The 23240-nt window shown below is 37.9% G+C and carries 20 protein-coding genes; 11 read left to right on the forward strand and 9 right to left on the reverse strand.

Annotated elements, in window-relative coordinates:
• Positions 1-472 precede the first annotated feature (472 nt).
• Entirely contained in the window at positions 473-1084 is a 612-nt protein-coding gene (gene yihA, locus P3L44_RS01565; RefSeq protein WP_036958591.1) for a ribosome biogenesis GTP-binding protein YihA/YsxC, read from the reverse strand.
• Positions 1085-1407: 323 nt separating this feature from the next.
• On the opposite strand from yihA, the gene ppiA reads away from it, so the two are divergent.
• From ppiA to P3L44_RS01580, 3 genes are all read left to right on the forward strand, one after another.
• On the forward strand, positions 1408-1980 hold the full coding sequence (gene ppiA, locus P3L44_RS01570; RefSeq protein ID WP_272661871.1) for a peptidylprolyl isomerase A: 573 nt from the start codon (positions 1408-1410) through the stop codon (positions 1978-1980).
• A gap of 431 nt (positions 1981-2411) precedes the next feature.
• Positions 2412-2987, forward strand: a complete 576-nt coding sequence (locus P3L44_RS01575; protein ID WP_004265957.1) for an aminodeoxychorismate synthase component II — start codon at positions 2412-2414, stop codon at positions 2985-2987.
• Between the two features lie 129 nt (positions 2988-3116).
• Positions 3117-4331, forward strand: coding sequence for an aspartate aminotransferase family protein (locus P3L44_RS01580; protein ID WP_272661872.1), 1215 nt, complete (start codon positions 3117-3119; stop codon positions 4329-4331).
• A 56-nt stretch (positions 4332-4387) separates the two neighbouring features.
• Here P3L44_RS01580 and P3L44_RS01585 read toward each other — a convergent pair whose 3' ends face one another.
• From P3L44_RS01585 to crp, 3 genes are all read right to left on the reverse strand, one after another.
• Positions 4388-5677 carry a hypothetical protein gene (locus P3L44_RS01585; RefSeq protein ID WP_272661874.1) on the reverse strand — a complete coding sequence of 430 codons (1290 nt, stop codon included), beginning with the start codon at positions 5675-5677 and terminating at the stop codon, positions 4388-4390.
• A gap of 167 nt (positions 5678-5844) precedes the next feature.
• On the reverse strand, positions 5845-6822 hold the full coding sequence (locus P3L44_RS01590) for a hypothetical protein (protein ID WP_272661875.1): 978 nt from the start codon (positions 6820-6822) through the stop codon (positions 5845-5847).
• Positions 6823-6960: 138 nt separating this feature from the next.
• Positions 6961-7593 (reverse strand): cAMP-activated global transcriptional regulator CRP, encoded by a 633-nt coding sequence (gene crp, locus P3L44_RS01595; RefSeq protein ID WP_004262556.1) that lies wholly within the window; start codon positions 7591-7593, stop codon positions 6961-6963.
• A 356-nt stretch (positions 7594-7949) separates the two neighbouring features.
• On the opposite strand from crp, the gene P3L44_RS01600 reads away from it, so the two are divergent.
• Positions 7950-8351, forward strand: coding sequence for an OsmC family protein (locus P3L44_RS01600; protein ID WP_004262554.1), 402 nt, complete (start codon positions 7950-7952; stop codon positions 8349-8351).
• 90 nt (positions 8352-8441) lie between these two features.
• On the opposite strand, the gene P3L44_RS01605 is transcribed toward P3L44_RS01600, so the two are convergent.
• The 3 genes from P3L44_RS01605 to P3L44_RS01615 form a co-directional block, all read right to left on the reverse strand.
• Entirely contained in the window at positions 8442-9311 is an 870-nt protein-coding gene (locus P3L44_RS01605) for a phosphoribulokinase (protein ID WP_272661876.1), read from the reverse strand.
• Between the two features lie 177 nt (positions 9312-9488).
• Positions 9489-9707: a YheU family protein gene (locus P3L44_RS01610; protein ID WP_004262551.1), complete on the reverse strand. Its 219-nt coding sequence runs from the start codon at positions 9705-9707 to the stop codon at positions 9489-9491.
• Positions 9704-10687, reverse strand: a complete 984-nt coding sequence (locus P3L44_RS01615; RefSeq protein ID WP_272661878.1) for a hydrolase — start codon at positions 10685-10687, stop codon at positions 9704-9706. The genes P3L44_RS01610 and P3L44_RS01615 overlap by 4 nt, the downstream gene beginning before the upstream one ends.
• 101 nt (positions 10688-10788) lie before the next feature.
• Between P3L44_RS01615 and P3L44_RS01620 the strand changes: the two genes are divergently transcribed.
• Positions 10789-11394 (forward strand): LysE family translocator, encoded by a 606-nt coding sequence (locus P3L44_RS01620; RefSeq protein WP_004262547.1) that lies wholly within the window; start codon positions 10789-10791, stop codon positions 11392-11394.
• 77 nt (positions 11395-11471) lie between these two features.
• On the opposite strand, the gene murP is transcribed toward P3L44_RS01620, so the two are convergent.
• Complete coding sequence (gene murP, locus P3L44_RS01625; protein ID WP_140172019.1) at positions 11472-12938, reverse strand: PTS N-acetylmuramic acid transporter subunit IIBC; 1467 nt, start codon at positions 12936-12938, stop codon at positions 11472-11474.
• A 27-nt stretch (positions 12939-12965) separates the two neighbouring features.
• The gene (murQ, locus tag P3L44_RS01630) at positions 12966-13877 is read right to left on the reverse strand and encodes an N-acetylmuramic acid 6-phosphate etherase (RefSeq protein ID WP_004262531.1); all 912 of its coding nucleotides are present in this window, start codon (positions 13875-13877) and stop codon (positions 12966-12968) included.
• A gap of 255 nt (positions 13878-14132) precedes the next feature.
• On the opposite strand from murQ, the gene P3L44_RS01635 reads away from it, so the two are divergent.
• From P3L44_RS01635 to P3L44_RS01660, 6 genes are all read left to right on the forward strand, one after another.
• Positions 14133-14993, forward strand: a complete 861-nt coding sequence (locus P3L44_RS01635) for a MurR/RpiR family transcriptional regulator (RefSeq protein WP_140172020.1) — start codon at positions 14133-14135, stop codon at positions 14991-14993.
• Between the two features lie 104 nt (positions 14994-15097).
• Positions 15098-17371 (forward strand): arginine decarboxylase, encoded by a 2274-nt coding sequence (adiA, locus tag P3L44_RS01640; RefSeq protein ID WP_272661880.1) that lies wholly within the window; start codon positions 15098-15100, stop codon positions 17369-17371.
• Between the two features lie 945 nt (positions 17372-18316).
• The gene (locus tag P3L44_RS01645) at positions 18317-18826 is read left to right on the forward strand and encodes a cell envelope biogenesis protein OmpA (protein ID WP_125891838.1); all 510 of its coding nucleotides are present in this window, start codon (positions 18317-18319) and stop codon (positions 18824-18826) included.
• Positions 18827-18889: 63 nt separating this feature from the next.
• Positions 18890-20185, forward strand: a complete 1296-nt coding sequence (locus P3L44_RS01650; RefSeq protein WP_272661883.1) for an Ig-like domain-containing protein — start codon at positions 18890-18892, stop codon at positions 20183-20185.
• 117 nt (positions 20186-20302) lie between these two features.
• The gene (locus tag P3L44_RS01655) at positions 20303-21811 is read left to right on the forward strand and encodes a vWA domain-containing protein (RefSeq protein WP_272661884.1); all 1509 of its coding nucleotides are present in this window, start codon (positions 20303-20305) and stop codon (positions 21809-21811) included.
• A gap of 183 nt (positions 21812-21994) precedes the next feature.
• The gene (locus tag P3L44_RS01660) at positions 21995-23239 is read left to right on the forward strand and encodes a TolC family protein (RefSeq protein WP_272661886.1); all 1245 of its coding nucleotides are present in this window, start codon (positions 21995-21997) and stop codon (positions 23237-23239) included.
• Position 23240: the final 1 nt, after the last annotated feature.

Here is a 23240-nt window from a genome sequence, read left to right on the forward strand (position 1 = left end):
TTGGATAACCAATTACTGGGGGTTTTTTACGTTTAAGCGAAGGTATAACAGATAATTATGCATTTGAAATTATTAACTAGAAATTCAATATAACTCTGCAATAAATCAATTATTTTTGTGATGACAGTCAAGAAAATGGTTAACATTTTTATGCGACATACATCTCATAAATATGTAATTAAAATCCGTTTTTTAGCTTATTTTATTCATATTTCTGTGCTGAATCGTAGAAAGCTTTGAAAAAAAATTACAAAAAGGCTTTTTTTCGAGCGAAAAATAAAGTACATTAATAGGCGTAGGGTACAGAGGTAAGATGTTCTATCTTTCAGACCTTTTACTTCACGTAATCGGATTTAGCTGAATATTAGCTGCTCCAGTCAAGTATTTGATTGGAGCATTTTTTTATCTAAAATTCAGTGAATTAGAAGGTATGAGGGTGTAATGAACCATTTCTGGCTCACTACTAAAGAAATCAAGCCGGTGTGTTATACCAACTATCTAGCTTAATGCGGAGTTTATCGATACCAATCTTTTTCAGTGCTGAAAAGTATTCGACTTCAATATCCCCTTCAAGTGGAGCCAATGCTTGGCGAACTTCCATCAGTTGTTTTTTTCTTGCTCCAGAGGCCAGTTTGTCTGCTTTTGTGAGTAAAACTAAAACGGGTACATTCATCGCAACAGACCATTCAATCATTTGCATATCGAGGTCTTTTAATGGATGACGGATATCCATTAAGACAACCAGCCCCTTAATGCATTCTCTTTTTTGGAGATATTCCCCGAGTGCTTGTTGCCATTTACGTTTCATTTCTTCAGGAACTTCGGCATAACCATAGCCTGGAAGGTCAACAAGGCGAACGCCTTCCTCAACTTCAAATAGGTTGATTAGCTGAGTTCTTCCTGGTGTTTTACTGGTACGTGCTAAGCTTTTTTGCTGTGTTAATGCGTTTAACGCACTGGATTTCCCCGCATTAGAACGGCCAGCAAAAGCCACCTCAATTCCGGTATCTTTAGGTAGATGACGGATATCGGGTGCACTGATGACAAATTTTGCCATCTGGTAGTTATGATTTTTAATTGCCATTTGTCTTTCTCCCTGAGTTAGCCTCAAAAGGCTCGAGGATTATAGCTTTGCTTAGCGCTTCCCGACAACTCGAAATATCCTCTTAACCGCTTTTCCCTTGGTGTCAGGTATTATTTTTTGTGTGTTGTAGTCTGCGAAATTGTAATAATAGAAAAATAACCATTATTAATGACGTTTTTCACTAAAATTGGTCTAGAATTTAGCGCATTTGGTGTGTTTTTATTTTTTGGCGTAAATATAGGTAAATCTTCAGCATTCTTGTTGGCTTCACTCTAGAATTGCTTGATTGCAGTTGTAATGAGCTATAACGAAAGGGACCTTACATGTTAAAACGAATTTTTGTGCCACTTTTGGCCATCTGCGCAATGAGCGCATCTTCTCTTGCATTATCTGCGGGTGAGACTTATGTTAAATTAGTCACGTCGGCGGGTGATATCGAATTAGAACTGAATAGTAAAAAAGCCCCTGTTACGACAGAAAATTTCGTTCAGTATGTTAATGAAGGTTATTACAATGGAACCACTTTCCACCGTGTAATCCCAGGTTTTATGATTCAAGGTGGTGGCTTTAATAAAGATTTACAGCAAAAACAAACCCGCACTCCAATCAAAAATGAAGCGGATAACGGTTTACGTAATTTACGCGGTACTATTTCTATGGCGCGTACTGCAAATAAAGACAGCGCAACGAGCCAATTCTTTATTAATGTAGCTGATAATGCTTTCTTAGACCACGGCCAACGTGACTTTGGTTATGCTGTGTTTGGTAAAGTGGTAAAAGGGATGGATGTTGCAGATAAAATCTCTAAAGTAAAAACGGAAAACGTAGGGCCATATCAAAATGTCCCAGTTGAACCGGTTACAATTATTTCTGCTGAAGTGATTAAAAAACCGTAGTGATTAAAAACGATAGTCATTAAAAGCTGCCGTGTCGAATACTGTGGGTAGGTTGTTTTAACGTGCCCACTTTTCTTAAAAAACGCTTTTCCTTCCTCTTTGAGTTTTTCTTCATTAACTATGTTAGTTAAAATGTGTCAGCGCTTGCTACTTTTTAACAGCCTTTTATTTCATTGTATTTAAAGTAATTCTTAACCAAAATACAGCTTTGTTATAGGGATGTAAATATAATCCCATGATTTTTATATGGAAATTTTCTCTGAGAAAAAACAATCATTGACTTAAATAGGCTATTTTCCCGCTTTGGCTGTGCTATGATAGCCGCCCTTATTATTTTTATGGTGTTTTAATCATCGTTCTGATTGCCAACACGATAAAAATATGCATAAGAAAATAATATATAATGATAAAAATCAGTCGGATAGGCTAATATGCTTCTACTTATTGATAATTACGATTCATTTACTTACAACTTATACCAATACTTTTGTGAGTTAGGGGCTGAAGTTGTAGTAAAACGTAATGATGAAATTACCATCGAAGAAATTGAACAGCTTTCGCCTACACATCTTGTGATTTCACCTGGGCCATGTACACCGGATGAGGCTGGCATCTCCCTTGAGGCGATAAAATATTTTGCAGGTAAACTGCCCATTTTAGGCATTTGCTTAGGACATCAAGCGATTGGGCAAGCATTTGGTGCATCAGTCGTCAAAGCACGAGAAGTTATGCACGGTAAAACCTCTGCTATCCACCATAATCATCAAGGTGTATTCAAAGGCTTAAATCGCCCCTTAACAGTGACACGCTATCACTCGTTAGTGATTGCAGCAGAGACACTCCCTGTTTCTTTTGATGTATCCGCATGGTCACTGAATAATGGCGATGTTGATGAAATCATGGGAATACGGCACAAAACCTTGCCTATAGAAGGTGTTCAGTTCCATCCTGAAAGTATTCTGAGTGAACAAGGCCATGAATTACTAAACAATTTTCTAAAATATTAATTTAGCAATCGTATTCAGAAAAAATTAATTATGCATATTATGCCCTTTGCTATTGCTCTTTTTTGATTTTTTATTCATATTTAATGCTTATATTTTCATAATTGCATTAAATAAGAGCAGGTGAGGGGTATGTCTGAGCAACCAGTAGTAAATCGGCAAACTTTTGATCAAGTTATGTTACCTATTTTTTCGCCAGCGGAATTTATTCCAGTTAAAGGCGAAGGTAGCCGCGTTTGGGATCAGCAAGGTAAAGAATATATTGATTTTGCTGGTGGGATCGCTGTTCTTGCTTTGGGGCATTGCCACCCTAGTTTGGTGGCTGCGGTGCGTGAACAAAGCGAAAAGCTATGGCATGTCAGTAATATTTTCACTAACGAGCAGGCGCTAAAGTTAGCACAAAAGCTCACGAATGCGACATTTGCTGACCGCGCATTTTTTGTGAATTCCGGCTCAGAAGCTAACGAAGCTGCGTTTAAATTAGCACGCCGCTACGCTATTACTAAATACAGCCCCTATAAAACTAAGATTATCGCTTTCAAACAAGCTTTCCACGGACGCACATTATTTACTGTTTCGGTCGGTGGGCAAGCAAAATATGCGGATGGTTTTGGGCCAAAACCTGCGGATATTATTCATGTGCCATTTAATGACCTTGATGCTGTCAAAGCGGTCATTGATGAAAATACCTGCGCAGTTGTTCTTGAGCCAGTACAAGGTGAAGGTGGCGTCACCGCAGCAACAGCGAAATTTCTGCAAGGAGTTCGTAAGCTGTGTGATGAAAATAATGCCTTGTTGATTTTTGATGAAGTACAAAGCGGTATGGGCCGTACAGGTAAATTATTTTCTTATATGCATTACAATATTGTGCCTGATATTTTAACCACGGCAAAAGCATTGGGTGGCGGTTTCCCTATTAGTGCAATGATCACCACTGAAGAAGTGGCAAAAACCATGGAAGTGGGTTCGCACGGAACCACCTATGGTGGCAATTCCTTAGCGTGCGCAGTAGGTAATGCGGCGTTTGATATTATTAATACTGAGGAAGTATTAAATGGTGTCGAAAAGCGTCGTGAATTATTTGTCGCTCATTTAAATAAACTGAATGATAAATATCACATTTTTTCTGAGATCAGAGGAATGGGGTTATTAATTGGCGCTGAATTAGACGGCAAACTATTGAACCGTTCGAAAGATATCCTGCAAGCTAGTGCAGTAGAAGGCCTGATGATGCTTAATGCTGGCACGAATGTTTTACGTTTTACGCCTTCACTGATTATTTCTGAGGAAGACATTAATAGTGGGATGGCGAAATTAGAAACGGCGATTGGTAAGTTATTGAATTAGTGGTTTATTGAAAAGTTGCAGAGGCATTTCTGTCTCTGCAACTTGTATCGTTAATATTACGTTCTATTTCTGCCAGATATTTTTATTGTATTTTTCGCTTTTAATTCTATTTGTTTTTGTTGCAATTGTTCTGGTGTGCTGGATATGCTGATGCCAGCAGCCAGACATTGACTGTTATGGGAATGTGAATAATTCACAACTATTTTTTTCTGCATTAAACTACGATTGTTCTGTGTATTTTTTGCCGTGACGTTCTCTTTACTATCTATTGTTTTTTGTTTAATTTCACTTGGCTGCTTGACGATAGTTTCTTCATGTGTAGATAAATCATCTAGAGGTACGTCAGTAAGAGTTATTGTATTTAGAATGTATTCGTGTGATCTATGATGGAATTTATCAAGCAGAGTGAAGTAGTTATCACTTAACTCCTCTAGCGAGTTTTTTAATTCTCTATTTTCGAGTCTTAGTGCTTTAACTAATGACGAATCTTCCATTTCATTGGTTTCAGGCTTCGCTAAAAAAGTTAATTCGTCATCAAAATCAAATGAATGGTTCTCATCATGATAAATAGGTGTGCCATCTTCATCATAGGCCATTAAATTTTTTTCGCTGTAATTATCTAATGTTATATTATGAATTTTGCTTTTAACATCATCTAATTCTTTAATTAATAAATTTTTAATGATAGATTGTAAATTAATTAATGATTTTAAATTTTCATTTTGGTCTTCCACCTCAAATGTATTTTCTATCTCTTTATATGATGACTCTAATATTGCATGTTTTTTTTCAAGATAAGCAATCCCTCTTATTTTTGACTCGTTTTTTATCTCTGATTTTAATTTGTATATATCATTTTTTAATTGTTCTTTAGTTTCAATTAATTCTATATTTTTAATATGGTATGTGTAATAGTCTATTAGGTCATTCTGTTCTTTAATTATTTTATTGTTGACTAATTCTTCTACATAGGGCTTGTCTATTTTTAATGCGTTACTTATTTTTCTATTAATTTCATCTTTAGTGTTTTTTACTGTTGGGGATATTTCAAACGACTTTTTAAGTAGTTCATTTTCTAATGATATTATTTTATTTTGATTTAATTCGACTTTTAATCGTGAGTTATTCTCATTTTTTTTGGTTTCTATTTTTTTTAACTCTAAGTAAAACTTTGAATCCATATTTACTTTGTTTTTTTTGTTAAAACTAAATAAATGAATGAAATTATTCAATCTAGTATTACGTATTTTATTAATTATTGGGAAATAATTTTCCGCTATTTCTAATGCTATGTTTTTTTTAAAGATGGGGTTGCTTGCATTTCTATTGATGGTGTCTATGTGCATGAGAGATCCTTAATTATCAATTAATGCTATTTTGGGTTGTTTTTAGGTTAATTAATATAATAAATCGATGTTTATGATTATTTATTTACATGTGTGTGATATTTGTGTTTGGATTTTTTCTAGCCAATGCAAATATTTTAATTAATTGAATAATAAGTCGATTTTACTTATTTTATTATTGGTGACTTGTAAAGTGCTAGTAATTGAGAGTTAGTCTTCATTTGGGCGTCTATTTCAGCGATTATTTTTATATGGTTATTCATTTCTTGGGTCAATTGGTATTCTTTTTCTATTATTTTTAATAAATCAGAACTATTAACTAAAATTTTATTTTTTACTAAGTTATCTTTGCTAAGGCTGGTTTTCTGTGTGGTAATTTTACTCGATAAATTATAATGTTCTTTTATTCGTTGTGCTCTTAGTAATGATGACTTTGTTTGCGGTATATTTCCCTTGAACTCAAAAGTGGTTTTTGGCAAAGAGGTGATTCTTTGATTAGGCCGATTTTCTTCACAAATTTTGTAATGTATATAAACTAATTTCTTATTAAATTTGCTTTCTGTTTTATATTTTATACCCACGGAAGGTAGTGTGATATGACGAATAGACTCTTGAATGATTTGTTTTTTTAAAGGAAGCATTGAACCATTTTTATTAGTTAGAGGTTTAGGTAATACAAATTTTTTTATAATCTCTTTTTTTTCTTGTAGACTTTTATTGTTAATGTCAGGGATTCTAATATCACGATATAAAAAATCAGCATATTCAGCATTTTTTTTGGGGAGTTCTTTGTATTGGTCAAGAATAACTCTATTTTCTTTTATTAATGAGTCTGTACTTTGCTCAGAAAGAAAAGTAGATGAATATTTTCCGTATAGCTTAATTTTCAATTGATTGACTTTTTCGTAAAATTCATCAGTGCTTAAACACTTAATATTATTGGTTTCTTCTAAGTCGCTCTCATAGGCGGAATCAATACTCTCAGTGCTACAGGTACGAGTTGGTTTTAGCTGGTTATTCGTATCAAGTGGACTTTTTTTCAGTGAAGAGGTAACCGTAAAAATTTTTTTGATAAAATCATCCGAGTTAATAATTTTTTTGAAAATCGTCGGATTACCCGATAAATAGCCTAATGTAATAGTCATAAATATTTTCCTAATTGGTAAGATAATAATTATTATTCTATAGGGGTAATCGGTGGGGGGAATATAACGAAGCGATTTTACTACAATTTAATATGATAAATAATAGCCCAGCCAAAGGTGGCCAGGCTGAAAGGTTAATTAGCGAGTACCATAAACAACGATTGTTTTACCGTGTGCGGAGATCAGGTTTTGGTCTTCTAACATTTTTAGAATACGGCCGACTGTTTCACGGGAACAACCCACGATTTGGCCTATTTCCTGACGAGTAATTTTGATTTGCATACCGTCTGGGTGTGTCATTGCATCAGGTTGTTTAGCTAAGTTTAATAGCGTTTGAGCAATACGGCCTGTAACGTCTAAGAATGCGAGGTTACCGACTTTCTCAGATGTTGTTTGTAAGCGACTAGCCATTTGCGCAGAAAGGCGCATTAAAATATCAGGGTTTACCTGAATTAATTGACGGAATTTTTTGTAAGAAATTTCAGCAACTTCGCAGGCTATTTTGGCTCTAACCCACGCAGTACGTTCTTGCCCTTCTTCAAATAACCCAAGCTCACCAATGAAATCCCCCTGATTCAGGTAAGAGAGGATCATTTCTTTGCCTTCTTCATCTTTAATTAAAACAGCCACCGAACCTTTAACGATATAGTAAAGGGTTTCTGCTTTCTCACCCTGATGGATAAGAGTGCTCTTGGATGGATATTTATGAATATGGCAGTGTGACAAAAACCATTCAAGAGTAGGGTCTGTTTGTGGCTTGCCGAGAACCATTAGCGTTATCCTCTGTATGTTATTGCAGCCATTCAGAAAAACATACTAGAAAGGCTGGCTTTAAAGTCACTAGCTTAGCATATTAATTTGCCTTATATACCTTTAAATAATCTAACAGCTGATTGCTTCAGCGTTTTTGATTGCTTTGGGTAACGCAAATTGATATCAACACTATAATATGATCAATTAAACCGTTGAGTTTTGATCTTAATCCTATCAACTAAGTATTGTTTGTAGCATATCCAATAAAGAAAGTCTTCCCTGTATCGCTTCAGCCAAATAAAGTTGATATAACATTCATTGTATCTATGGAACAATGTAGCCTTTAAACCGATTTCATTTCAAGGGGAAATATAATGGAAGCAAGAGTTAAGTGGGTTGAAGGACTTTCTTTTCTAGGGGAGTCAGCGTCTGGGCACCAAGTGATGATGGACGGTAATGCAGGTGATAAAGCCCCAAGCCCAATGGAAATGGTGCTAATGGCTGCGGGTGGTTGCAGCGCGATTGATGTCGTTTCGATTCTACAAAAGGGCCGCTATGATATTACGGATTGTGAAGTTAAATTAACCTCACAACGTCGTGAAGAAGCCCCTCGTTATTTTGTGAAAATCCATTTGCATTTTATTGTGACAGGGAATGAATTAACGGAAAAAGCAGTCGAACGTGCCGTTCAACTTTCTGCTGAGAAATATTGCTCAGTCGCATTGATGTTAGAGAAAACCGTTGAAGTCACACACAGCTTTGAAATAAAAAACTAAAAATAAATTTAATTTTTATTAATATATTTGAATTGAAAGATGCTTACCTTAATTAATGATAAGCATCTTATTTTTTAATCAAAAAATAATTTAACTGTTGTTCTTTTGATTAATTAGTTTTTCGACTATTGGTGCCATAATTAATTCCATTGCTAAACTGAGTTTCCCTCCTGGGACGACAATTGTATTCATTGCTGAAATAAAAGAGCTGGATATCATTGATAGCAAATAGGGGAAATCAATTTGCTCTAGCCCACGAAAGCGGATCACAATAAAGCTTTCGTCTTGTGATGGGATAGCTTTAGCCGAAAATGGGTTAGAGGTGTCTACCGTAGGAACGCGTTGAAAATTGATATGGGTGCGAGAAAATTGTGGCGTGATGTAATTAATATAGTCCCCCATTGAACGTACAACAGAGTCCATAACCGCTTCGCGGGAGTGCCCTCTCTCTGTGGTATCGCGGATCAATTTTTGGATCCATTCGAGGTTGACAATAGGGACAACACCTACAAGCAAATCAACATGTTGTGCAACATTATGTTCTGGAGTGACAACGCCACCATGCAGCCCCTCATAAAATAAAATATCTGTTTTGTCTGGTAGCGGCTCCCAAGGGGTAAATGTCCCAGGTTGCAAGCCATACGGTACCGCTTCATCATAAGTATGTAGATATTTACGGGACTGCCCACAACCTGTTTTTGCATAGTCGATTAAGGTTTGTTCAAGCAACGCAAAATCATTCGCTTCGGGGCCAAAGTAACTGATGTGCCGGCCTTGTTCTCTGGCTTTACGGATAGCCATATCCATTTCAGGGCGTGTATAGCGATGAAAGCTATCCCCTTCTAATGTTGCTGGTTGGATATTTAATTGGTGAAAAACTTTACGAAATGCTTGGCTAGTTGAGGTTGTGCCAGCTCCGCTCGAACCAGTGATAGCAATGATTGGGTGCTTTTTGGACATCGTGGACTCCCTGTGTTGCGCTTATAAGCACTATTTTAATCAATAGTGCATGAAGCGGATTAACGGGTGTTAGGGTTTTGAGTTTTATTTGATGGTTTTACGACATGATTGTGTGGAAAACCCGCAACTTAATTCATGATAGATGATGGCGTAAAAATGAACCATAGAATAAAAACATCAGACAGAAAAACTCCCCTTAGGCATGAAATTAACTGATTCATGCAATTCAGACCAGACTAGCACAATTTCACCAGAAACTAACTGCCGTTTCACATCGTTGACCTTATCTTGTAAGCTTTTTTCATGGGAGCCGTAGTCGGTTCCTTCCCGTAAGACATAGCTTTCAATTAGGTTTTCCAATGTTTCAGGTTCAAGTTCTTGCCAAGGAATAATCACATTATTTCCTTATCTAAATAAGGCGTTAACCATTGAGGGATGCGTGTTTCTAACCACATTTGCGGTTTCCTCAAGGTACCGCTCACAAAGCCTACGTGCCCACCATGTTCTGTCATTTGGTATTCCACATTGTGGGGTAAAAATGATAAATCAGGAACAACCTCAGGCGCCATAAATGGGTCATCTTTAGCGTGGATAATCAATGTTGGCTTCGTGATGTAAGCTAATTTAGGTAATGCGCTGCATTTTTGATAATAATCTGTCGCATCATCAAAACCATGAATACGAGCAGTGATCACATCATCAAATTCACGGATGCGTTTTAGTTGTTTAAGCTGCAGCAAGTTTAAAGGTAGTGAGCCAGGGTAGCGTACCAATTTACGCGTTGCATTACGTTTTAAGCCATTTAGTAAATAGCGTTGATAGAATTGAGATATTCCTTTTTCCATCCGCAAAGAACAGGCTTCTAGCATTAATGGTGCCGAAACCACGACGCCCGCATCTAAATCTGCATTTTGCCCACTTTCTGCGAGATAGCACGCTAACATATTACCACCAAGAGAATAGCCGACTGCGGCCGTCGGCGTATCACCATAGGTTTGTTGTAACCAACGGAGAAAATAGCGAGCATCACTGGTTTCACCTGAATGGTAAATTCGCTGTTGGCGATTGGGTTCACCGCTACAACCGCGAAAATGCATAATTACACCCAACCAACCATGCTTTTGGGCCGTTTCTAGCATCCCGTGGGCATAAGGGCTCTTAAAATTGCCTTCGAGACCATGGAAGATCACTAAACGTGGCTTATGTGCCGCTAGCTCAGGTTTTTCACTCCAAGCGAGATCGATAAAATCGCCATCAGGCAATTCAAGCCGCTGCCATATTGGTTTGATTTTCGGTGTTCTACGGAAAATCCTTGGCAGTAATGTTTGGAGGTGTGGATTTTTAGCCCAACTTATTGGACGAAAGTTTTCTGACATAGCCTTATTTTTATTTAATGGAGACTCTTGTGAGTCACATAACATACTGTTATTTTTTTGTGATGCAAGTAAACAAATTTGAGTTTGAGGCTAAATTATAAATGACATTGGGGCTGGTTTTTTCTCTTTTTACGTTTTTATTCATTGCTGCAGTCACTCCCGGCCCTAACAATATGTTGCTAACGTCAAGTGCAGCAAACTACGGTTTTCGCCATACGATAATATTATGCCTTGGTATTATGTTAGGGATGCAGTCAATACTCTATCTCTCCGCATTCGGGGTTGCTGCACTTTTATTGCTCTATCCTGCGCTTCATGTCGCCTTAAAATTCGCCGGAAGTCTATATTTGCTATGGCTAGCATGGAAAACAGCGACAGCAAATTATGCACCACTGAAGACGAATAGCGAAGTTGCGAAAAGCATTACTTGGTATCAAGGCGGCTTATTACAGTTTTTAAACCCCAAAGCATGGATGATGGGGCTAGGCGCTGTCGGGGGATTTAGCCTCCCCGGTGAATTATTTACCCAATCTATTTTAATGATGAGTATCGCATTTGTGATAGTTAACTTAGTGGCGGGTTTAATTTGGATGGGGTTTGGTTCATTAATTAGCCTATTTTTACGTAGCCGTCGTGCTTGGTTTATTTTTAACTGGGTGATGGGGATTTTAACGGCTTTGTGCGTTCCCCTGATTTGGTTGGAATGATTTTCTGATAAAAGTGCAGTTTATATGACCCATCAAAAAGCAGCCCATGGGCTGCTTTTTACATGTAAGGGAGGCGATTAATCTAAATCGACGTTTTTAGTGCCGAAAAAGTAGGTAAAAATAAAACCGAATAAGTAGGAAACGAATAACCCGCCCACATAAACTAACATCCCTGGGAACACGCCATCAGCAGAGGTCATCATTGGGATAGCGACTAAGCCGGACGGGCCAAAGACAGTATTTAAACCAACGGGTAAACCCATCCAAGCCACGAGTCCAACAAAGAACCCCCCAGCAGCACCGCCTAAACATGCGGTGACAAACGGCTTCATTCGAGGAAGAGTTACACCGTAGATAAGTGGTTCACCGACACCTAAGAAACCTGGAATGATGGCCCCGCGAATCTGATTACGTAACACTGAATCTTTTGCGGCTTTAACGTACAACGCCATCGCTGCACCAACTTGCCCACCACCAGCCATTGCTAGGATAGGGAAAAGTGAGTTAAAGCCTTGGGTTTCAACGAGTGCCATATATACCGGAACAAAACCTTGGTGCACGCCAAACATTACTGCAATTAAGAATAGCCCAGCAAGTATAGCGGTTCCGAATGGGTTGCTGCTTAAATGAACAAAAAGCCATGACATACCAGAGAATAACCAACTGCCAATTGGCATGATGAAGATAAACACTGCAGCACCAACAATTAACAAGGTAATTGTTGAAGTTAAAATCATATCAAGGTTGGCTGGAATAATTTTACGGACTTGTTTTTCGACCCATGCCCCAAAAATACACGCAATTAATACCCCAATAATGTTACCTCTTGGGTCGATAGCCAACCCGAAGAAGCTATTCATATCAGAATAGAACCCCTTAGCTATTTCAGGGTTGTACCCAAGAACAAACAGTGAAGCAATGATGGCGCCATTTACTGCGCTACCGCCAAAGGCTTTTTGAGTGTTATAACCGATAAGAATACTTAGGAAGCTAAACAGCCCTTTGCTAAATACCGACATATACAGAATCGTATGTACGAGTAGGGTCTGCTCTTCAGGTTTTGTCGGGAGCCCTGCTGGAAAATAGGTTTGTTTCGCCAGAGTTGCAAAACCTAATAGTAAGCCCGCAGCAATAAAACCTGGAATTAGCGGAGTAAATATGGTGGCAAATTTGGATAAAAATCGGTGAACGGCACTGGTTTGTTTCTTTTTCAGTTGCTGCTTATTTGCGGATGCAATATCGTTCAGATCCTGAGGCTGGGCTGCTGCTTCGTGGTTATCCTCTTCATCACTATCTAAAAGTTGGTTCATCAAGTCCGCGGCAGTTTGCGCTTTACCTGGGCCAAGGATCACTTGCAGTTGTTCATCACTTTCAATAACGCCAAGCACTCCTGCAATTTGTTTGAGTGCAGATTTATCGACTAGCTGGTCATTGTTGAGTGTGAGCCGCAAACGGGTCATACAGTTACCCGCTAATTTAATATTACGGCGTCCTCCAACGTGTTGCAGGATCTGCTGTATCATTTCTATTGTTATTTTAGCCATACTATTTATCCCATTGAAGTCCGCAAGTTAGGCGGATGAGGCCATATTGAGAGCCGTACGAATAAAACCGTTGTTATCTAAGAGTAGTTGACGTGCGTCATCGGCATTTAAACCCGATAACACCATTAAAATGGCAGTTTTGCAGTGCCGGTTACATTGTTGAAGGGCGGTCTCTGCGGTAGTTCGGTCGCAGTCGGTTGCTTCCATCACAATTTTAGTTTGTCTTTCAATGAGTTTGGCATTTGTTGCTTCGACATCGACCATTAAATTACCAAACACCTTTCCAATACGGATCATCGCCCCAGTGGTGATCATATTCAGCACTAATTTTTGTGCTGTTCCTGCTTTCATGCGTGAAGAACCGGTGACAACCTCTGCACCTACAATGGGAGTAATAGCAATATCTGCGGCATTGGCAATTGGGCTATTTGGGTTACAGCTAATGGCCGCTGTTGTTGCACCAACAGCCTTCGCGTAAGCTAAAGCGCCTAATACATAAGGCGTTCGCCCACTGGCTGCGATACCAACTAACACATCATTATCATTAAATTGAATATCTTTGAGGTCTTGTTCACCCAGTTCAGGCTTATCTTCTGCATTTTCTACGGCACGGAAAATTGCTTGATGGCCACCGGCGATTAAACCCACAACTTGTTCATGTGGCGTTCCATAAGTCGGCGGGCACTCACTGGCATCAAGAATTCCTAAACGGCCAGAGGTTCCTGCGCCTGAGTAAATCAGACGACCGCCTTTTAAGAAAGCCTCTGCGACTTTATCAACCAGTTGAGCAATTTCAGGGAGCACTTTTTCAACTGCTAACGGAACGAGCTTATCCTCATCATTAATGACCTTCAGCATTTCAGCCGTTGATAGTTGGTCGATATTAGTACTGGCTGCATTGCGGCTTTCAGTTACCATTTTGCTTAAGTCGATAGTCATAAAAATTGCTCCTAAATCAGTTATTGGGCTAATATAAGGAATTATTTATTCCTTATATGTGATTAACATCACGGTGCTATCTATTCTAACTTGTGAATATACAAGAATATTTTGTGATTAATTTTATAAGCTAAAGTCACGACTCTTTGAATTATAAGTATTATTCATCAGGTATCAGTGGCTTGATTGAGGAATAATTTATTATTATTTTTTTATCTATAGGTCTGGCTATTACAATTATTATTAGAGGTCACCATGACATTATTGGACATCATTACCTACTCACTACCGCGATTAGCGGAAAACCAACGCAAAATTGCCCAATTTATCCTTGAAAATCCCGAAAATGTACTAAATTTGTCGTCTCAGCAATTAGCGGAAATTTTAGATGTTAGCCAATCAGCCATCGTTAAGTTTAGTCAGAAAGTTGGTGTAAAGGGGTATCCTGCCTTGAAACTTGCACTTAGCGAGATTATTGGGCGCCAACAACTCAAAGATGGAGCGCCTCATTCTGCTCTACATAACCGTATTGCGCCTGATGATAACTTGATGGTTGTTGCTCAGAAACTCGCAATGGAAAAAAATCACTCCATTACAGAAACAACAAAATTAATTGATTTCAAGCAGTTTGAACGCATTGTTGAGCGAATAGACCAATCACAGAGAGTGCAAATTGTCGGTATTGGTGGGTCAGGCTTAACTGCAAAAGATTTAAGTTATAAGTTACAAAAAATTGGTATTACAACGCTCGTGGAGTCAGACCATCATGTGCAAATTGCTGCGGCACTCACTCTCAATGCTCATGATGTACAAATCGTTATTTCTTTTACAGGGAAGCGTAAAGACATGCTAACAGCAGCGAATATTGCACGTAAGCAAGGGGCATGTGTCATTGCGATTACGCGTGACTGTGATTCACCACTGGGGCAAATTGCTGATTATGTTCTTGAAAGTATTGCGGAGGAAGATGAATGGCGTAGTTCATCAATTTCTTCAAGAACCGCACAAAATACGCTAACAGACCTGATTTTTATGGCGTTATTGCAACGGCGAGAAGCGAAAGCAAAGTCGTTAGTTATGAATGCAAGAGTAGTGATTAATAAATTAGATGAGTGATTAGTGGCTTGAATCCTCATCGATAACTTTGCAATCAAACCTTATTTACGTTAAGACTAATATTATCAGTATTTTGATTTTAAAAAGTTAAAAGGGAGTTATTGATGAGAGCACTCATAGTTTATACGGAATTAACCGATGACGACTCCGTGATTAGCCATGCTGTAGCAAGACTTGCTAGTGAACTTAAAGATGAGCACGTAGAAACCGTGATCATTCGTAATTTTGAAGATGGGATGGCATACATTCGATCAAATACCAGTATTGATTGCTTGTTATATGGCCGAGATATGTCAGACAAGCAAGAACAAACTCAGGCACATCAATTAATTACCCAACTTCATCGCAGGCAAGAAGATGTCCCTGTCTTTTTATTAAGTGATCGTGAAGAAGCCTTGACGGCATTTGACCGTAAGATGATGGAACAAGTCGATGAATTTGCGTGGATTTTAGAAGATTCTGCAGATTTTATTGCAGGTCGTGTCCTTGCCGCGATCATCCGCTACCGCGCCAATTTACTGCCCCCTTTGATGAAAAGTTTGATTAAATACAGTGATGTACATGAATATTCATGGGCAGCACCGGGGCATCAAGGTGGTGTTGGGTTCACCAAAACTCCCGCAGGTCGCATTTATCATGATTTCTTTGGTGAAAACTTATTTCGGACGGATATCGGTATTGAGCGGGTTGCTGTGGGTTCACTGTTAGACCATACCGGCGCATTTGGTGAGTGTGAAAGGAATGCTGCGCGTATATTTGGTGCTGACCAATCTTACTCCGTGGTTGTGGGAACATCGGGTTCGAACCGAACGATTATGCAAGCTTGTATGACAGATGATGATGTTGTTGTGATTGACCGTAACTGCCACAAATCTATTGAGCAAGGTTTGATCTTAACAGGGGCAAAACCGGTTTATATGACACCAAGCCGTAATCGTTATGGCATCATTGGCCCGATTTATCCTCAAGAAATGACACCCGAAGCGATTACTGAAAAAATCGCTAAAAATCCATTAACTTCGGATAAAATAGGCAAACGTCCTGCATATAGCGTCGTAACCAACTGTACTTACGATGGCGTGTGCTATCACGCACGTAAAGTACAGGATTTGCTGGATAAATCATTGGATAGAATCCATTTTGATGAGGCATGGTACGGCTACGCACGCTTTAACCCTATCTATCGCGACCACTTTGCGATGCGTGATGACCCTAGAAAAGACGATGAGCCCACCGTTTTTGCAACTCACTCTACGCACAAATTATTGAATGCACTTTCACAAGCTTCATTTATCCACATTCGAAATGGCCGTAATGCGATTGATTTTAATCGTTTTAACCAAGCCTATCATATGCATGCGACTACTTCGCCGCTATATGCAATTTGTGCCTCAAATGATATTGCCGCAGACATGATGGACGGTAATAGTGGGCGTTCACTCACTGATGAAGTGATCCGTGAAGCTATCGACTTTCGCCAATCACTGGGCTACCTATACAAAGAATTTATCAATGACGATGAGTGGTTTTTCAAACCATGGAATCAAGAAATGGTGAAAGACCCAGCAACAGGTAAGCGCTATGCTTTTGAAGATGCGCCTGTTGAACTGTTGATGAAAGAGCAAAGCTGCTGGGTGATGAACCCTGAAGATAAATGGCATGGTTTTAAAGATATCCCTGAAAATTGGGCGATGCTTGACCCGATTAAGGTGAGTATTTTGTCGCCGGGAATGGGAGATGACGGTAAATTACTGGATAGCGGCGTCCCAGCCGCGTTAGTCACGGCATGGTTAAACCACTATGGTATTGTACCAACCCGCACGACTGATTTCCAAATTATGTTCTTGTTTTCTATGGGGATCACAAAAGGAAAATGGGGAACCCTGGTCAATGCGTTGCTGTCGTTTAAGCGCCATTATGACAACAATACGGCACTGAAAAAAGTATTACCTGAAGTGGTTGAAGCGTCTCCTGAGATCTATGGCGAGATGGGGCTACGTGATTTAGGCAATAAAATGTTTGTGTATCTACAAAAAAATAACCCAGGTGGCCAGTTAAATCAGGCTTATGAGCAACTCCCCGCCGTGATGATGAGCCCACGCGATGCCTATCAAGAAATTGTTGCTAACCGCGTTGAGGCGGTGCCTTTAGATAAACTCGCCGGTCGTATCGCAGCAAACTCGATTATTCCGTACCCACCGGGCATTCCAATGTTGCTATCAGGGGAAAGTTTTGGTGATAAAAATAGTCCACATATTGGCTATCTAAATAGCCTTCAAGCATGGGATAGCGAATTTCCTGGCTTTGAACACGAAACGGAAGGCACTGAAATTATTGATGGCCAGTATTATGTGATGTGTATACAGGGAACTAACTGATCCTTTTAGTAAAACATTAGGAAAGAAAAATTGCCATAAAGTAAGTATATTCATCTATTAATTTGTCAGAGATTATTAAGTCATTAGAAATATTTAATGGCTTAATAATTAAATATCTCTAAAAGTTATTTTAATATTATTTGTTATGTGAAAAAGGGAATTAACCCAAGTTTTTCTGTGGGTATTATACATTCGTTCTATTCATCTAAATAAGAATACTTTGATGAAAATTAATTAGGAATAATCATGCTAAAAAAGAGAATAATAATTCCTAGGTAATGTTCAGTTCACCTGATTTATAATTGTTTCGATAAAGAACGTATTTAATTTTCATATGTGAATATTCACATCATGCTCTAATAATTCTATATATAATAGGAATATTACGCTATTAAATTATCTGTTTTTCTGCTTAACCATGGTGGAAATACACGCAAATAAAACAAATAAAAAACAATTCGATAACATATTGTAGGGGGAATTAAAAATATTTAAATCACCTACAAATGTCATATTTTCAAGTGAAAATTTTTATTTTTGTTATTTTCTAATCTTTTCTACTTTACTCCTTAAGGGTTATAAAAAAATACTTTAAACTTTAAACTGTTTTTTTATCTTATAAAACAGTCAGTTAAAATCAATTGGTAAAATAGCGACTAATATTGATATCTATTCGGTCGATTGATATAGCTGTTGGTTATTTATTTGACGTATATCAATTGCAAACTATATAATGCTAAAAGTTTCAGTATGTAACTAAATATTTTACCTGGAGAGGGGAAATTATAAGGTTGGAACCATAGTGTACAAATCATATATTTTTGCTATTGGATTCTAATTAAATCCAATTTCTAGATGTCACCAATTCAATATTAATTTCCTTATTTAAATAAGGGAATCGCTTCCGTTTTAAATAAAAAACTAATTGTATCAGAAAGGGTTGTTATGAGAAAAATATATGGGTTTGCAATAATGCTGTGTGTAATTGCACTCTCTGGCTGTATGAGGAATGATGGGTTACATGGTTATAATAAAGAATCATGGAACAATAAGAACACTCTCAAAGAATATAACTTGGTTAATGATAATAAAGCATTAGTTTTATTTTATCGCATAGATAATCAAGTTAAAGGGAAAACAATTAATATATTTGTGAATAATGAATATTTAACTTCGCTAGAAAGTAATTCCGTTAAGGGTATTGAGCTGTGTGCTGGAAGAAACAATTTAACAGCTTATAAGACAGACGTAAGAGAACGTTATAATACTAAATTAAATGCTTCCGATTTTTTTGAATTAGAAGCTGGAAAAAAGCATCTGTTTTTGATTGTTGAAGTTGATGGGAAAACAAAACTAAGAGCGATGGATGAAAAGGAACTGAATGATATTAAAGGAAATATAAGTGTTCAGTCACATACTTTATCACGTGTTGATATGCTCGAAGATTGTCAATAACTGAAAATCCTCCAATAAATTTAAAACAATGAATAATTGTCTTCAATGAGGCAATGGATAACTATGTCTATAAAAAAAATATCAATTAAAATTAATAATAGCGAAAAAACAATTGAGCAACATTCTGTTATTGCCGGGCAACAGGGTATAGGCCAACAAAATCAACCATTGCATATTAATGCAAAAAAAAATGTTAATTATCTCTTAATTGATGAAGAAACTAATTTTGCACCAGAAAATATCGCAGTTAAACGAGTTGATAAAAATTTATTTATTGCTTTTGAAGGTAGTGATATCGAGCAGCCAGATATTATTATCGAAAATTATTTTGCGGATAATGGTGAGAGTGGTTATCACGAAGGAAGCTCTAATCTAATTATTGGTCAACATGAAAATGGTCAGTATTTCCCATATATTCCAGAAAGTGCAGAAAAAAGTGATGCAATTAGTCAATTGGCGGATGGTCAAGCGACAGGGCAAGCCATAGGCGGTGATGCATTAGCACCAGTATGGGCATTTAACCCATGGTGGTTAGCTGCACTTATTCCTATTGCTGGCGTTATTGCTTCAAGTTCAGGTGGAGGAAGTCGCAGTTCTAAACCGGTAGAGCATGCCCCTGAAGCGAAAGATGACAATGGCGTGACGAAAACGGAAGTTCCTGTGATCCTTGATGTGCTGAAAAATGACACCGACTTGGACGGCGATATCGACCTAAGCACCGCGGTGATCGTGACTAACGGCACCAAAGGGACGGCAACATTCGATGCTGACGGTAAGTTAGTTTACACCCCGAACAGTGGGGAAGTGGGCACCGACACCATCACTTACCAAGTGACCGACAAAAATGGCAACGTGTCGAATACGGCCACGGTTACTGTCACCATCGATGCCGCGCCGATAGCGAAAGACGACAATGGTGTGACCAAAGACGGCGTACCGGTAACTCTCGATGTGCTGAAAAATGACACCGACTTGGACGGCGATATCGACCCAAGCACCGTCACCATCGTGACCAACGGCACCAAAGGCACCGCAACATTCGATGCCGATGGCAAACTGGTTTACACCCCGAAGAAAGGGGAAGTGGGCACGGATACCATCACTTACACCGTCAAAGACAAAAACGGCAATATTTCGAACGTCGCTGAAGTAACCATTGAAATTACGCCATCATTACCATCAGTTGTGGATGTTTATGAAAAAGGGCTTAGAACAGATGGAACTGCGAATAGTACTTTAGCCGTAACAACAGGAACGGCAACATTAGCCAACCCAAGTGATAAGCCGATTACAGAGCAAGATCTAAAAATAACAGCGCCAACAACAACTCTGACATCCGGTGGTAAAACCGTTATATAGGAAGCGACCAATGATGGTTTTGTAGGAAAAACATCAGAAGGTGAAGAGGTTATTGCTGTCACCATCACTGATACAAAGAATGAAAATGGCCAAACGAGTGTTGATTATCAAGTTGATTTGAAAGGCCTTGTTGATCATCCTGCAGGTACAGATTCACTCAAAATTGATTTTGGATTAAGTAATGGCATCGATATTGTTGATACTGAAATTATTATTCATGATGACAAGCCATTCTCTGATAATGTTGAAGTCGTGGTACAAGCTCCAACTGATAATACATTCTATGCGAACGTAATTATCTCGTTAGATTTATCCAGTAGCATGGGGAAAGATGATAGCGGTATTTTGGGTGGGTACACGAGATCAGGGATGAAAACACGCTATGATGCCGCGCTAGATTCAATTGAGAGTTTGTTAAAGAGCTATGAAGAGCGTTTAAATAGCGCGGATTCAGGTGACGTTCGTGTGAGTTTAAATGGGTTTGCAGATAAAGCGTCGGTGATTAATCCATCATTACAAGCAACGCATAGTACTTCGCATTGGTTTACATTGGATGAAGCTAAAGATTTGATTAATAGCTTAAAGGGTAGGCAAGGTGACCTGTCAAGAAGCTTAAATTTTGGGGTGGATACCAACTATGATGCGGCATTACAGCAAATCGTAGATAGTTATAATAATCATCCAGCAAGTGGTACGGGGCCTGTGACGGAGCAATCTGTTGATAATACCTTCTTCTTTATTAGTGATGGCACTCCTAATATGGGAAATAAAAACTATGGTCAAGGGATAAGTGAGCAGTCACCTCAAGATTATGTTCCAGGAAGTGCTTATACCGATATTGGTGAAGATAAGTGGACTGAGTTTTTGGTAGATAATGGAATTCGTTCTGTTGCAATCGGAATTGGTCAAGACATGGTGACTGTCAATAATGGAAAAACCGGTTCAGATTATCTGAAACCCGTTGCTTTCGATGGTAAACAAAATACTGATAATGACCATAACGATGTAATTGTGCTGAAAGATATGAGTTCGTTAGGTAATATTTTAAGTAAATATGTACCGAATGAGAATGTTATCGAAAGTAGCTTTTCTAAAGGTAAAGATGCAAATTCATCTTTAACCTTTGGTGCTGATGGAATGAAATCAATTAGTGTTGAAGTCGATGGTATAACTTACAAATATGACCCATCAAATAAATCAGTGACATCTGATGGAAGCGATAAAGGTATTTGGGCTGATTTCGGTAACGGTGAAGTCGCGATTAAGACCAATGCTGGTGGGCTCTTTTCGATTTCTTTAGGAGAGAAAAACTTCGGTGATTTCTCTTATCGACCAAGTACAACTCGCCCAATTGGTGTTGATAAAGAAGAGTTTACTTTAACGCTAACAGATAATGATGGTACGAGTTATCAGCCTTCAATTACTGTGAATATAAGTAATCTTAAAGAGTCTACGAGTGTATCATCAATAACGAGTGACCTTTCATTACTGAAGCTATTTTCACAAGAAAATACGATGGAGCTACATGAAATGAATGTTGATGGGAGTATTGCATCAACCAATTTGAATGGTTTTATGAATTCATCGCTAGATGCATTACAAGAAAACCAAGCTGCAATAATCTAGAACAATAACTATGGGGGTATTAAAAATAATACCCCCAACATTTTGATATATTTATACGAATAGAAAATTTAATGAGTAATCAGGCTGATTAATCCTGCCTTTTTATTTTATTATATATAGTATTTTTAATGTTAATAGATTGAAATGTATTTACATCCTTCTTTATAGACATATGTTTAAAATATGAAATTAAGAGCTTTTAATATTCTGGCTATATTCTTATTGAGTGTGTTCTCTATGAATACAGTGGCTGATGTTATTGAATTAAGAACTTTACTTAAAGATTCTTTATATAATACGCCTGAAGTTCAAGAAGCTTATGCGAATTACCAAGCCGCACAAAGTAATGTGAAAATGGCAAACTCAGGGCACTATCCAGTGGTAAGTGTGATGGGGACTCAGCCGGTTGCTCAACATCATAAATATGAAAGTAACTCTATGGAGTCTGGGTTTCATCCAGGAGTGAAAACAACGATGAATGTTTATGCTTGGGGAGGAATAGAAGCTGGTGTTGATAGAGAGGAATTCAAACAAGAATACTATGAGAACCAATATATTCTTTCTCAGGAAGATATAAGTGTTCGAATTAGTCAGCTTTATTTACTTATTTTAAGAAATAAAGAAACACTTGTTGTTATTAATGAAAACTTGGCTCGTCATCAACATATATTAGAGAAGTTAAATACGATAATTCAGTATGACCCTGGCCGTTCAAGTGAATTAACGCAAGTTAAAGCACGTACTTTAAAAGTTGAGATGAACCGAGCTGAAGTTGAACGAAATTTAAATTTAGCATTGAGTCAGCTATCGATATTAACGCAAAGAAAATTATTAGCAGAACAATTCATTGATCCGTTTCGAAATACTGACAGCACTGAAGTTTTACGGAATTTTCAAGAGAGTAATTTGGAAAATAACCCAAGTTATAAAGCACAGGTTGCCGATGCGAAAAGCCTTGAGGCAGATGTGAAAGTTGCAAGTGCAATGAGAAAACCTGCACTAAACTTAGAAATAAATGCAACGCCTGATAATAAAGAGGTTTTTTTGCGTGTTTCTTGGAATATCTTTGACCAAGCTAGTTATTATAGTGAAGCACAAAAAGAGTATGCCTTATTGGCATCTAATGAACGAATTAAAATAACATTTCGTGAAATTGAAGAAATGAGCCAATCCGCAGCTATCAATATGATAAAAAGTGAAGAACAAGAAGTTATAGCTAAAAATTATATTTTGGAGCAAAAAAAAGTTGTCAGTAACTATGAAAAACAATTTACGATTAACCGTCGTTCATTGATCGATTTATTAGATGCTTATAATGAATTAGCAAATATACAGACAAGTGCAGTCACTTTGAAAAATGATTATAGAGACGCGACACTTAGTTATCTTAGTGTGCAGGCAAAAATGTCTGCATGGATGAATCAATAAG

The sequence above is a fragment of the Providencia sp. PROV175 genome (assembly GCF_032707045.1).
Lineage (GTDB): Bacteria > Pseudomonadota > Gammaproteobacteria > Enterobacterales > Enterobacteriaceae > Providencia > Providencia hangzhouensis.